Raw genomic sequence first — 13,461 nt, 5'->3', positions numbered from 1 at the left:
CTCGATGGTACGAGGAGTTATGTCCTAAAGTACTATGACCTAGATAAGAAAATTGGTATAATTTAGTGGTATTATTTTCCTGTATTTACGAAATGCTTTTTTAATATTAAGGGGGAAGAAAATGAAGCGTACGTTGGGGGTTCTTTTATTACTTTTACTTTTGTTGTTTACAGCTTGTTCCAATCAAGAACAAACAAGCAACGGAATTCAAGAAGAATCGGATTCGACAGAAAAAGATGAGATTTCAGAAGAAACAAATTCATCAAATGAGGTTGAAAAAGAGTCAAATTCAGGGATAAAAAAAGAAGAAGTTGTAAAATTAAATAAAAGTGAAGTCCGAGATATTTTAAAGGAAAATATTGATGAAATAACGAATGTGTTTATCAAATCGGGAGAAGATCATCATTGGAGTTTCGAGAATCCAGCTGAATTTGAAAAAATGAAACTCGATTTTACAAATTACGCAACAAAGGATTTTATAAATTCCACGCTGAAAGAAGTGTCGACAGAGTTTTATTGTGAATGTGATCAAATTTTTCTACCGTCGTTTATTAACTATGATGCGCAGTTTACAATTGAACAGAAAAAAGAAGATGAACTATCTGTTTCAGCGGTAGCTCCAGCGACAGAAATAGATAATATGGGTATATTGTGGAAAATTCGTTTACTTAAAGAAGAGAATGGTTGGAAAATCAATCATTGGGAATCAGAGTCACTGTATGGCAAGGATATTAAGCTTACAAAAGAAGAAGCTGCAAAATTACTGGAATCCTTTTACGAATCACCTGAATTTGTAAAAGAGTATCATTCTGAAGAAGCGTCAGGTAAAGCATATGTATTTAAAATGGATAATTATTATATGGCCATTAGCTCAAAAGATACGAGCATCGTTTATGATTATGAACAAGAGGAACCGGATTCGGAACAAGGAGAATCTTTTACGTATGAGACATATATCAATGGAAGGTTTGGATTTACAGTGGAACATCCTACTTCTTTTATAGAAGGAGAGCCGCCTACCAATGATGACGGTAGAGAATTTTCCAATGGAGAAGCAACGATTGTAGTTTATGGAGGTCATGCCAATATCCTTGAAGAAAATGAAACAATCGAAACTTATTACAATCGGACACTTCAAGATATATCCAGTTCTATTGCGTATGAGAGACTTGGTGATAATTGGTATGTTCTATCCTATACGAAAGGGGATCAAATCCTATATGTTAAAGGTGTGCTGAGAGATGATGTTATTTATCATCTACGTATTACGTACCCTGTTAGCAAAAAGGATGATTATAACTCGATGGTTACACGGGTTTCGGAGGATTTTGGTAATTGGTAATGGGAAGGAATTTTATACATTAAAGCATGATAGGGTTAGTTTCCAACTGCGTTAGAGTTTTAACGTAGTAGGGGACTGACCCTAAATTATGCTTAATAGATTCCACTTAATCATTCACTTAATCTTTTTCAGCTCTGGCTCGATGTCCTTTCCTCCATACATAATATGAATAATAGTAACTATTCCATCCTCAATTTGTATTCCTTATGATAGAAAAACAAGGAGAAGTAAATTGTAAAAAGTGATATTACTGTTAAAATGGTGATTGGTACGAGAATGATAGATTCATTTTAATTATGTATCCTAGAAAATTGTAATCACATAAAAAATAAAAATGATGTGGGGGATTATCGTGTCAACCGAGAACGAACTAATTAATAAATCCTATTATCAAACGATTATAGATACAAACAAAGAAGAACACCCAATCAAGATTTTGGGTGAGATGTACAAGGAGGAAATGCAAAAGGAACGGCCAGAACTATCCGCTATTCGTTTTGCTCAAGGGGAAGTTTACTTCTTGAATCATGATTATGAAGCGGCGATTTATAAGTGGCAATATCCTTTAGACGAACAATTCATTTCATGGGCTCAGAAAAATATAGCAGATACCCATATGGAAATGGGATTATTGGAACATGCAGAAAAATTTTATATGGAAGTTCAAACGGAATCCGTTAAGTTGAAGTCGGAAGTATTGCTACAGTTATTTTCACTGTACATACAACAAGGTCAACACGAAAAGTCTGTTAATAGCCTTAAAAAAGCTGTTAAGTTAAATCCAGATTATACCAATGTGACAGAAATAGCTCAGACTTATTTTGAGGATATCAAAGATTGGGATAACGCGGTAGAGCTTGCAGTTAATGAGGCGATACGAACGGAATCTCTTTCATGGTTTGAGATTTTAGAAGGATATGCTAGACAAGGTTTCACATCTAACTTTGAACCAAACTATTTTAATGAAGTGTTAGTAACATTATTACACATCGATCCATACCGTTTTGAAAGTCTGACGGAAGGATTGTGGAACAGTTATAAGCAAAGTGACGTTTATGTTCCATGGCTAGAAGCGATTAACCAACTTCTATTGAATCATCGCATGGAAGCCTCTTATATTTGCAAGAAGCTTCCGAACTTATTTGAAGAATCGTATTTCTATTTAATTAGCGGAGGACTTTTAATAGAGGATATTTCGAATTTAGTAAAGAATCATTTAACGAATTGGATTGAGTTGTCTTCTGTTTCAGATACTTTAGCTTCGTCAACCGCAATACTTGCCTGGGAAGAGATTTTTCCAACTGAGCTTGCTGCCACTTTGATTCATGAGGCCGAACACCATTTTGAGAATTCAACACCTAACCATAATGGCAGACGAGAAGGAATGAAATTTTTCGATTCGATTAAATCATGGGCGGAGAAAGAAGGTTTGTTAGAAGATTTATCTGAATATATAAAGCCTATGCTAGATGAATTCAATATGGATGTGGCAAGTCCATCCAGAATACGGAATTTGATTAAAGCTGCAATCGAATTTATGTTGGAACAAAAGGTAGAATTGGAAAATGTTATTTTAGAAGAAATTAATTGGAACGAGGAAGTCCTAACAGAACTGCATGATATTCAAAGTCTGTTAGGTAAGATGGAAAAAGAAAAAGCCACTATTATGGCAGATTCGTTCCGTAAATTAAAAAATAGTGTAAGCAATAATGTTAAGAAGGAATTGCCTAAAATCCTTCGAAATTGTTCTGAATTAGTGAAGGAGGACAGTGATTTTTCCAAACTCCATATTGTCTTAAATGAAGAAATGAATAAGCGGATTGCGGACTACATGGAGAATGATGTTCTAATCAAGTTTAAACAAAACTTTGAGGAATGGATAGAGGATTGCGAAAGAGAGTTCCAAGACAGCCAAAATAGATGTACTGAATTAGCCAAAAGTATGAACCAACAATTTCATGAAGAGAAAATGGTATTGTCGGGTGACTTTAAAGTATTGGATGACTGGAAACGAGATATCGAACGGATATCAAGAGGAGCGCTACGTTTTGACAAGGTGAATATATTGTTACGAAATAATCCTTCTCAACTGTTATTAAAAGGTGTAGGAAAAGTGTTAGGCTCCATTTCAAAAAATAAGGATATGCTCCATAGCAGATATAAAAACTATATTGAAAATGCCGATTATAGTGAAATAGCAGGGGAAATAATCCATTCATTTATACAGCAATTAGAATTGTTTGAGGAATCGATAAAGTGGGATGTTAACAGATTTATCTCCAATCCACAAACAGAGCTTCACAGTTTAATAGAGGAAGTGCAGGTGGATATTGAAAAACATAACGATTCATTAAATAGATTGCGCGAAAAACCTGAAATCTATCGAGATCCGCTCACCTTGTTCGAGTTAAAACTTCGTCAATATGAGTTAATGAATAGGATTAGTTAAAAATTATATTGAAATACTTAAATAAGCGTGATACGATATTATATAAATTAAGGAACCTTTAAACTGGTCCGAGAGGCCAAAAAGGACACGGATATTTTATATAGAAGATGATTCTATTTCTATGCCCTTTTTGTCTCTCGACAGAAAGGGCATTTTATTTTTTAGCGGTAGGGAAAGGATAAAAATCTTTCCTGTCCGCATAAGTGCAACTAAGGCATCCACCGAAAGGCTTGCGGATGCCAAGTTTTCTAATAAAAAAGCTCTTTTAAATCAGGTACTGTGAGACTTGAAAAGAGAATGGATTCATTTTATGTAGATGAGATCTGTTCCCTCAAGCTAAAAGAGAAGAATGAACATAAACTGGAGGGAAAACAATGGATTATCGTAAAAAAACAGTGGTAGCATCTGTAACTGGTTTAACATTAGAAGGCATGGATATTATGTTTATTTCCTTTGCGATGTCGATGATCGTCGCAGACTTTAACATCGATTTTGCAACAGGTGGATTTATTTCTTCGATAACGAATATTGGGATGTTGCTAGGTGGAATTATATTTGGAATCATGGCGGATAAATTTGGCAGGGTTCGAATTTTTACGTATACGATTTTCTTGTTTGCAATTGGAACAGTTTTAACAGGGTTTGCGACAAGCATAGAAGAAGTATATATGTATCGGTTTATTGCTGGCCTTGGTGCCGGTGGGGAATACGGTATCGGTATGGCGCTGGTTGCAGAAGCGTGGCCGAAGCATAAGCAGGGAAGAGCTTCTTCATATGTAAGTGTTGGAGCGCAGTATGGCGTGATTTTAGCAGCGCTCTTAAGTGCTATCATTCTACCGACTTTAGGATGGAGAGCATTGTTCTTCGTTGGAGCAATTCCGGTCATATTTGCTTTTATAATTCGTAAAAATTTAGACGAATCACCGGAATGGTTAAAAGTGCAAAAAGATAATACGGTAGGAAATAACAAAGAAAAAGGGAAAATTGCTCAACTATTTGCATCACCTCGTATAGCATTAACAACGATTTCATTAGCGATTATGGCAACCGTGCAAATCGCAGGGTACAACGGGCTAATGATTTGGCTACCATCGATGCTTCAGGAATCACAAGGCTTATCAGTATCTAATTCAGCGCTTTGGACAATTAGTACAGCTGTTGGAATGATTATCGGGATGCTAACATTTGGGATTTTCATGGATAAGTTTGGTGTGAAACGTGCTTACGGCATATTCTTAATCGCGTCCGCATGTGCTGTGTTTTTATACTCGTATGCGACAGGAAGTGCCTGGGTATTAATCGGCGGCGCCATTGTAGGATTCTTTTCCAATGGTATGTTCGCAGGGTACGGAGCATTAATTAGTAGTTTTTATCCCGTACAAATTCGCAGTACAGCGACAAATACCATATTTAACTCCGGTAGAGCGGTTGGCGGATTTTCACCAATACTCGTTGGTTTCTTGCTAGAAAACTATAATATGGCTATGGCGATGATTTATCTAGCAATCTTATATTGTGTGTCCTTTGTTGTCATGTTGAGTCTTGGAAAAGGCAAAGCAAAAGAAAAGAGCAATGTTGCGGAAGTTGCGTAGTAAGGACTAAAAAGGAAGCAGGTATAGAAATAGAACGAGTCAGGTTAAGAAGGTTCCTAATAAGGAACCTTCTTAATTTATTATCTTATTCCTCTTGAATATTGAAAGGGTGGACTCACTTTATGGGTTAATTTCTTCTCTGCGTGTAAAGCCCAATAAGGATCATGAAGCATGCCCCTTGCAATCGCCACAAGTTCTGCATCTCCATTTGCAATTGTTGCTTCTGCTAGCTCTGGACTGCTCAATTTTCCAACAGCGATAACTGGAAGATCGAATTGTTTTTTAAACTCGCGTGCAAATGGAACTTGATACCCCGGTGTATTCAGTGGTTTACGTTTTCCGGGAGGGCCTTCTCCACCACTTGAAACATGAAAAACATCTACTCCAGCTTCTTTAAAACGTTTGGCCATAGCAATAGAGTGTGGTAAATCATAACCCCCATCTATATATTCAATGGCAGAAAGTCTCATAGTTAATGGCATATCTTGAGGCATGACACTTTTGACCGCCTTTATCACTTCTTCCCCAAAAAGTGCTAGGTCTTCTCCATACTCATCCGTACGATTGTTAATACTTGGTGACATAAACTGATGCAACAGATAACCATGAGCACCGTGCAATTCAATCGTATCAAAACCAGCTTTGATTGCTCGCTCAGCAGCTTGTTTAAATTGCTGAACTGTTTCTTTCACTTCTTGGTTTGTTAATGCTCTTGGCGGAGTAAGTTCACCATTCATGGTTTCCTCTGGTAATACTTCTACAGGTATAACGGAAGCTCCTACAGGTTGCTCGGCATCTTCTGCTTTTCTTCCTGCATGAGCAATTTGAATACCAACCTTAGTATCATATTTTTTTATTTCAGTAACAAGTCGTTGATAATGTGGTATTTGTTCATCTGACCAAAGACCAAGGTCGCCGTTTGTAATACGGCCCTCAGGGGTAACACTAGTCATTTCCATAATAATTAAACCGGTTCCTCCGATTGCCCTTGAAACATAGTGAACAAAGTGCCAATCGTTTGGGATACCATCTTCTTTAGTGACTGAATACTGACACATCGGTGACATAACAATACGATTTTTCAACCTTAGATTTTTAATGGTATATGGGCTGAATAAAAGACTCATCATAAAAAACTCCTCTCTTATCATTTGTATGCACATGCATATAATATAACTTATGTTATAATAACGTCAATAAATTGAATTGGAAAGGATTATTGTCATGAATAACAATGAGTTATTTAATGTCTGGATTAATTTGACAAAATATCATGAACGCCTACTGAAAGCAATGGATTATATACTCCAAAATCAATTCCAATTAGGAATAAAAGAATTTTACTTGATGTATTATTTGGCACAAGCAGAACAAACGCAGATGAAGTTATCGGATTTAGTTCCAAAAGTGGGGCTTAGTCATAGTGCTTTATCGCGCTTAGTTACAAGACTGGAACATTATCGAGCTGGCGCGTTAGTTGAACGTAAACCGGATGTCAATGATAAGCGATCCGTTGATATCATTCTCATGAAAAAAGGAGAACAACTCATTCATGAGATGCAAAGGCTGATTAATGATTGCTTACAGTCGCAACTGAGTGAGAAAGATATACAAAATATAAAGATGCTTGTTGAATAAGACGACAAATACGAACGACTTTTTTTCAAGTTAAGGGCGTTTTCCTACATAAGAGGAAGCGTCCTTCTTGCATATAGGGACGGAGTGAGTGATTAGCACAGCTTGAGTTGACTGGCGGTTTATTAAAATTGAAACGATAATAGAGTGGGGGGGTTTTAATTCGTGAAACTTTTTATCCGTTTTTCCGTAGAAATAGATGTAAACGTTTTATGAGTGCAGTTAGTTAGAAGGTTTTTTATGTGCATTTGCAAATAAGTAGGTGAGTTAAATAATGTTCAGCAGGATGAAGTTATAGGAAAGGGAGTAATGAAGTTGAAAAAGTTCTTTAACAAAGGGAATATAATCATATTTTTATTAGGATTTATAACCTATTTTATCATCTCTATTATCATAAACCTAATAGGCTAAGTCTTGAAAAGTAAATGATTAGTAGGAAAAGGTCTTATTTATAAACTGGTACGCTTGTTCATTCTGTCATTTTGAAGAACTTTTTACTCCAATACTTAAGTCAACTATAAAGGGGAATTTATACCTGTTATGTACAGAAATATATCGACGAAAACTCAGATTTAACTTCCATCTATTTAACCGTTGATGGGGAAGTTATGATTAGTCGACAAAGTACTGAAAACGTCCTCTCGCCAGTGTGGTAAAGACAATTATCGCAATTGAATATGCCAATCAAGTAGCGGAGGAAACGATTAATCCGGAAGAACGTATCTCATTAAGAATTTCTTGATACTTTATATAAGGGTCAGTTCCTCATTGTGCTAAAATGTTAGCAGAGTGGGGAACTAAAACTGACCCTTTTTAAAGAAAACTATTACCTTAAAAGGAGAATTTATCTTACCTATGGAAAGAATCCAGAAGATTATTGACAAATATAAAGGAATTACATTGGAAGAAGTTCTTGAAAATCATAAAGAAATATACGAAGATCAATATCAACTAACTGCCAGTTGGCATCTAAGTTTTGAAGATCGGGTGGATAACGCTACTAATTTGGGGGATGAAAAGAAAGAATCCTTTAGAAGAGTCATAAGAAAGATTCGTAGTTCTAGTAAAGACTTTACAGAGGAAGATGTAGAAGACCTAGATAATTTTAGGAGTTCAATAGACACGTTGGTAAAAACAAATAATATGATTAATAACTTTACCGCGGATAAGTTGGATCTTGTTTCCTTATTTAATCAGATAAAAGTGGAAACGGATTACCGAATAATTCGTGATCAATTTAAAATGCCGCAAAATCTTCGTGGTCATTTTGTCCATCTTTATTCAATTGTGAAGAATATCCAAAACCCAGATGATTATATTGTTGCTTATAAGTTTGAAAGAAGCCTAAACAGACTTATGTTCGGAAAAAGGTCAGATGATGACTATTTGGATTTACTACATACATATCAAAGTTTTCCAAAGAGAAATAATGATAACGATTTAATCTACTATGTTTACAACTCGGTGATTTTAAGATTAATTGTTGCTGATGTAGATAAATTAGACCCGCCTTTAAAGCAGAAAGAATATAAAAAGTTGGATAAGCTTATTTATCAATTTGGGATAAGAAGTGAATCTTTAAATCTAGATTGTTCACTCTTATCCTTTCAATCAGGTGAATCTATTATCCATTTAGAGGAACAATTGAATGAAAATGCGTATGTGATTGGAAGGATATATACAGAATCCATAAATTTGAAGACGATAAAGCACCTTCATGATGTGAATCTATATATTTGTGATCAAGCTAAAAAAGAAATGGAATGGATGACATCCGTTGAGCAAATCTACTTACATGAGGACAAGGTTCCAACACATTCAGAGATTGTAGATTTAAGTACGGCTTCATCTAAAGGTGAAGTTATTTGGCTGAAGCTAACTCAGCTAACCAAGTTAAATCCTCGATTGATGCTTGACCAGTTGAAACCTGTGCACGAAACGAAAACAGCTAAGCTACCACAGCGAGATCTACACCTAGTGTTTCCGAATTCTAATATGATGAAAAGAGGAAATACGGAGACTAAGTCGATGATGGAAGAGATGAAACCTGACTTGGATAATGAAGAACTAACATTTAATCTAAATACGATCCTGTTTGGACCTCCTGGTACGGGGAAAACCTATCAAGTTTCTACAAGGTCACTGGAGATACTCTATAATCGAACTTCAGAAGAACTAGAAGAGGAAAGTTTGGATTTTCAAGAAAAATACAAAGCGTACCAACAAAATGGTCAAATTCGCTTTATTACTTTTCATCAATCTTTTTCTTATGAAGATTTTATTGAGGGGTTACGTTCGGATGGAACTGCATTTGTACCAAAAGATGGAGTCTTTAAACAAATTGTAATCGATGCCCTTTATGCTGGGCTGCCATCATCCAATAACCAAATGGAAGATTACGAGACTAGAAAAGAAAAAGTAATGGAGGCCCTTAAGCAAAAAGATGCATTTAATTTCCGATCAGCCAATCGATTTGTCATGATTATTGATGAAATTAATCGGGCTAATATTTCAAAAGTATTCGGTGAGTTAATTACGTTATTAGAGGAAGATAAACGGTTAACGAGAGAAAATGAAACACGTGTGAAACTCCCATATTCTGGGGATACGTTCGTCCTTCCGCCGAATCTCTATATCATTGGTACGATGAATACAGCCGATCGTTCTATTGCATTAATGGATACTGCATTAAGAAGAAGGTTTGGATTTGAAGAAATTGTTCCACAGCCATCTTTACTAACACAGGTAGAAGATATTGATTTACCAACGCTCCTTCATCGTATAAATCAACGAATTGAGGCATTATATAGTAGGGATCATATGATTGGACATGCCTATTTCATGAATGTTGGGTCTTTGGATGAATTAATTATGACGATGCAAAATAAGATAATCCCGCTTTTACAAGATTATTTTTACGATGATTGGGAGAAGATTGGCTTAGTACTCGGTGGAATTGGTAGGGGTGAACAGGATTCCTATATTATTTATCAGGAAAAAGTGGATGTTTCCGCTTTATTTAAGCGTGCAACCGACTATACTAGCTTTGACTTCCCACCAAAATATCGAGTCAAAGAAAATATTACCGTTGAAGATATTAAAGGGATTTATGAATAATGAAAAATATTACAATCAGAGAAGCATTCGATTGGCTGCATCTGGATGATAATCATTCTAGTGGGCTCACAAATGTAGAATGGGAACATCTTCTTCAATTCCTGGATGAGAAATATAAAGGAGAGAATATAGTAGAAATTGGAATTCATCGGCTTCGCTTTATCAATCTCGTTGGTATCATTCAATTGAAAACCGTTCGAATTGAAATACTACCTAAGCTAGATGTAAATTTGGAAAGTAACTCATTCAATCGAAGGTCTCTTTTAAATATGTTACGTGTGACCAAACAATTACCCGTTCAGCTAAATAACCGTACCACTAGTGAATTTGAAAAGGTTGATTTATCTCACTTATTGGCATATTTATTTGTAACGGAAATGTATAAAACACTGAGACGAGGATTGTATCGTAGTTACGAACAAAAAACACATAATCTCAAACATTTAAAAGGAAGACTACTAGTTTCTCAGCATGTTAAAAAAAATGTCTACCAATCCGTGAATGCTTATTGTGAATTTGACGAGCTTTCTACGAATGTTCCTTTAAATCAAGTATTAAAAGCAGCTTTAAAAATTATCAAACCATTTGTAAAACAAGGATCACTTCAAACGCAGATGTGGATGATTTTTGAAATGCTGGATGAAGTAGATGATCTCTATGGGGTAGAGCAATCCTTTTTAAACTCGATTGAGATCAATAGGCAAAACCAACATTATGAAGGTATATCACAGCTGGCAATCGCAATTATCCAATCAACCATCATGAGTTCGGGAGTTAGTAAACAAATCGCTTTTTCTTACTTATTTAAAATGAATGATCTATACGAGGCTTATGTCGGTGAATGTTTAAAAATATTATTAGCACCTACATTCTATAAGGTTGATTTGCAACATCAACAGAAAAAATTATTGGTTAATGTATTTTCCGGTAGAGAGAATATTTCATTGAAACCCGATTTCGTCGTATCGAGAATGGAGCAAAATGAGCAAATACCTATGGTAATCTTGGATACGAAGTGGAAAAGTATTTTTGCTAATTCCCGCTTGAATTATAATCAAGGAGATATTTACCAAATGTATGCTTATATTACAGCATATAAAACTGCTCAACGCTGTATTATTCTTTATCCGGCTTTGAACGAGCAAGGTCTATTACCAAAATGGTTAGTACCAGATACGGTTCCTGAAAAATATATAGAGATGAAAATGATACGGTTGGATGATGTGGATAGAACTTTGGAGGATTTGGAAGAGGTGTTGGTACTTTACATCGAAGGTATTATTTAAAAGCTTTTGTTCATCAAGTATGGGACAATTTCCATTTATCACTTCTTAACTGGCTGTAAGACCCTCACTTCAAGAATTCGAGTTAACCAAGAAATCTAAGTGGGGGACAACAGCCAGTGGCGCCCTGATAAGTTCAACTAACAATCAGTGGGGGATGCAAGAAAACCCCCACTGATTGAGTTTCACTTTATATGTATTTTCTACGGAACTATAGGGATAGGGTGTGATTGCTAGATAAGGAGGGGGCGGTGTCGTGATTCATCTTATATTTGGAGCTGCTGCAACAGGTAGTTTAAAACACACTCTAAGTAAGAAAAAAGAGCATCAAGTTATTGGATTTCCAATTGATTTTTCGATTGGGCCAATTACAAACATTCATAAAGAAAACGGTATCCATCATTATTTTTCTTGGTTGAAGTCTTCATTTCACACAGTGTGGGGCTATTTGGAAGATGATCAAACAACTTATCATCAGTCATTACAAAAGTTGTTGGAAATAGGGGATGGTGAGCAAGTAACGATTTGGACTTGTGAAAATGCAACAGAGCAAATAGGACTTAGAATTAGCTGTTATTTGTTAAAGGATAAGGAAGTTGGGTTAAGTTATGTAAATACATTTCATGCCATGAATGATTATACAAAGCAAAAAGATGTCAAAATGAATATTCGCCAAACGGGGGAGTGTAATGCGGAGCAGCTTGCCCATTTTCAAGAGCATTCGACTTATCCACTATCAGAGAATATGAAAAGCGATTATGTACGAGATGGGGAAAGGTTGTTAAATAGTAAAAGTATGGTTCGCTCTTGGCAGAATGAAGAAATAGTTGATGATGTAGAAACAAGGGACGACCCATTTATATTGGAATGTGCGATACGGCTGCATCATGAAATGAGTAATCATGAGTTTATTAATCCAATGAGAGTTATTGGTGAGGTAGTAGGTAATTCGGAGGAACCGTTATCCGACTCTTGGATTGAATATAGAATACGTGCACTCATTCATTCTAATCATTTGGCTTATGAAGGTAATCTTCAATCTATGCGTATGTATAAAATAAAAGTTGTGTAGGGAAGTCGCCAAGAACAGTGGATCTTGTGCTAACGGGAAGAAGTGTTGAATCATGATTTATGCTAAACTGAGCCAATTTAGTATATATAAGTGATGGAATTTGATTAAAGGATGTGTTTCAATGCAAGAAATATTGACAGAATTCTTGGAAACTGAGATTACTGATCAAGAATATTATGATGGAGTTATTCACTTTATATATTCAAGTAATATTAGATGTGGAGAATATGAATGTAATCAATTTGTCGTTAAAAAGATGGACTTATTAAACTTTATTATTTTTGAAGAATATGTAATAGATAAAAAGAGAGAAATTCATCATTCATTTTCCGCCTCTAAAAGTAAACTACTTAAAGCGATTAACGAATATGCCAAGAAACAAGGATTTATCATAAGAAGTTTTGACTGGGCTAATTAGTTAGCTTTAATACAAATATATCTAACTACAGGAAGTTGAGCGTAAGTGGAGCTAAAATAGATTTTATAATGTAAAAGGATGGATTTTGATGTCAAGTCATCTATTAATTTCGACTATGAGACCTATGGAAGATTTGGAATTGGAAACATACAATATTGATATTGTATCAGGTGAGGATTACCTTCTTTGTATGAAGTTACCTTTAACCTTGCCATATGTTTATGAAATTTTAGGATATGAAAAACGGCACTTTATTTCATTTTTAGATGAATTTATGGAGTATGGTGATGCAGTTGAAGTTTATGAATACTGGGATGGAAAAAAGGTATTACCAGAGTCAATCAATGTCCCTAAAGAAGCAAGAACGATTAATCTTTTGCAGCTTACATATAAGGATGAGTATGGAGAATACCAATTGAACAAAAAGAATTGGTTGAATGAACTTGAAACACGTACAGTGGTATCAAATCGTAGTGTCACAACATTTTCGAAATACTAATTTAAATTTTTAACGATCTGGTGCGATGATTTAAGTGGAAAAATTCTTCTCGTG

10 protein-coding genes are annotated in these 13,461 nt (G+C 35.3%); 9 read left to right on the top strand and 1 reads right to left on the bottom strand.

What is annotated here, in order from left to right:
- Positions 1–121: 121 nt before the first annotated feature.
- The 3 genes from A9178_RS01730 to A9178_RS01720 all read left to right on the top strand — a co-directional run bounded on the left by A9178_RS01730 (position 122) and on the right by A9178_RS01720 (position 5,383).
- Positions 122–1,342 (top strand): hypothetical protein, encoded by a 1,221-nt coding sequence (locus tag A9178_RS01730; RefSeq protein WP_068672191.1) that lies wholly within the window; start codon positions 122–124, stop codon positions 1,340–1,342.
- A gap of 352 nt (positions 1,343–1,694) precedes the next feature.
- Positions 1,695–3,791, top strand: a complete 2,097-nt coding sequence (locus A9178_RS01725; protein WP_068672190.1) for a tetratricopeptide repeat protein — start codon at positions 1,695–1,697, stop codon at positions 3,789–3,791.
- 374 nt (positions 3,792–4,165) lie between these two features.
- Positions 4,166–5,383 (top strand): MFS transporter, encoded by a 1,218-nt coding sequence (locus A9178_RS01720; RefSeq protein WP_068672189.1) that lies wholly within the window; start codon positions 4,166–4,168, stop codon positions 5,381–5,383.
- Between the two features lie 80 nt (positions 5,384–5,463).
- On the opposite strand, the gene A9178_RS01715 is transcribed toward A9178_RS01720, so the two are convergent.
- Positions 5,464–6,510 carry an NADH:flavin oxidoreductase/NADH oxidase gene (locus A9178_RS01715; protein WP_068672188.1) on the bottom strand — a complete coding sequence of 349 codons (1,047 nt, stop codon included), beginning with the start codon at positions 6,508–6,510 and terminating at the stop codon, positions 5,464–5,466.
- Between the two features lie 97 nt (positions 6,511–6,607).
- Between A9178_RS01715 and A9178_RS01710 the strand changes: the two genes are divergently transcribed.
- From A9178_RS01710 to A9178_RS01685, 6 genes are all read left to right on the top strand, one after another.
- Positions 6,608–7,021: a MarR family winged helix-turn-helix transcriptional regulator gene (locus A9178_RS01710; RefSeq protein ID WP_068672187.1), complete on the top strand. Its 414-nt coding sequence runs from the start codon at positions 6,608–6,610 to the stop codon at positions 7,019–7,021.
- 852 nt (positions 7,022–7,873) lie between these two features.
- The gene (locus A9178_RS01705) at positions 7,874–10,135 is read left to right on the top strand and encodes an McrB family protein (protein WP_068672186.1); all 2,262 of its coding nucleotides are present in this window, start codon (positions 7,874–7,876) and stop codon (positions 10,133–10,135) included.
- A complete protein-coding gene (locus A9178_RS01700) occupies positions 10,135–11,421 on the top strand; it encodes an McrC family protein (RefSeq protein ID WP_068672185.1) in 1,287 nt (428 codons plus the stop codon). Before A9178_RS01705 ends, A9178_RS01700 begins: the two co-directional genes overlap by 1 nt.
- 253 nt (positions 11,422–11,674) lie before the next feature.
- Entirely contained in the window at positions 11,675–12,490 is an 816-nt protein-coding gene (locus tag A9178_RS01695) for a DUF1835 domain-containing protein (protein WP_068672184.1), read from the top strand.
- Positions 12,491–12,611: 121 nt separating this feature from the next.
- Positions 12,612–12,908: a hypothetical protein gene (locus tag A9178_RS01690; protein ID WP_068672183.1), complete on the top strand. Its 297-nt coding sequence runs from the start codon at positions 12,612–12,614 to the stop codon at positions 12,906–12,908.
- Between the two features lie 88 nt (positions 12,909–12,996).
- Positions 12,997–13,407 carry a hypothetical protein gene (locus tag A9178_RS01685; protein ID WP_068672182.1) on the top strand — a complete coding sequence of 137 codons (411 nt, stop codon included), beginning with the start codon at positions 12,997–12,999 and terminating at the stop codon, positions 13,405–13,407.
- Positions 13,408–13,461 lie beyond the last annotated feature (54 nt).

The sequence above is a fragment of the Oceanobacillus sp. Castelsardo genome, from assembly GCF_001659985.1.
Classification (GTDB): Bacteria; Bacillota; Bacilli; order Bacillales; family Amphibacillaceae; genus Oceanobacillus.
The sequence above is the reverse complement of the archived record's forward strand: the minus strand, read 5'-3'. Positions and strand labels throughout refer to the sequence as shown.

Excerpts from the sequence above, each read along its gene's own strand:
- A9178_RS01730 (WP_068672191.1), top strand. The coding sequence starts at position 122 with ATGAAGCGTACGTTGGGGGTTCTTTTATTACTTTTACTTTTGTTGTTT.
- A9178_RS01720 (WP_068672189.1), top strand. The coding sequence starts at position 4,166 with ATGGATTATCGTAAAAAAACAGTGGTAGCATCTGTAACTGGTTTAACA.
- A9178_RS01715 (WP_068672188.1), bottom strand. The coding sequence starts at position 6,510 with ATGAGTCTTTTATTCAGCCCATATACCATTAAAAATCTAAGGTTGAAA.
- A9178_RS01710 (WP_068672187.1), top strand. The coding sequence starts at position 6,608 with ATGAATAACAATGAGTTATTTAATGTCTGGATTAATTTGACAAAATAT.
- A9178_RS01705 (WP_068672186.1), top strand. The coding sequence starts at position 7,874 with ATGGAAAGAATCCAGAAGATTATTGACAAATATAAAGGAATTACATTG.
- A9178_RS01700 (WP_068672185.1), top strand. The coding sequence starts at position 10,135 with ATGAAAAATATTACAATCAGAGAAGCATTCGATTGGCTGCATCTGGAT.
- A9178_RS01690 (WP_068672183.1), top strand. The coding sequence starts at position 12,612 with ATGCAAGAAATATTGACAGAATTCTTGGAAACTGAGATTACTGATCAA.
- A9178_RS01685 (WP_068672182.1), top strand. The coding sequence starts at position 12,997 with ATGTCAAGTCATCTATTAATTTCGACTATGAGACCTATGGAAGATTTG.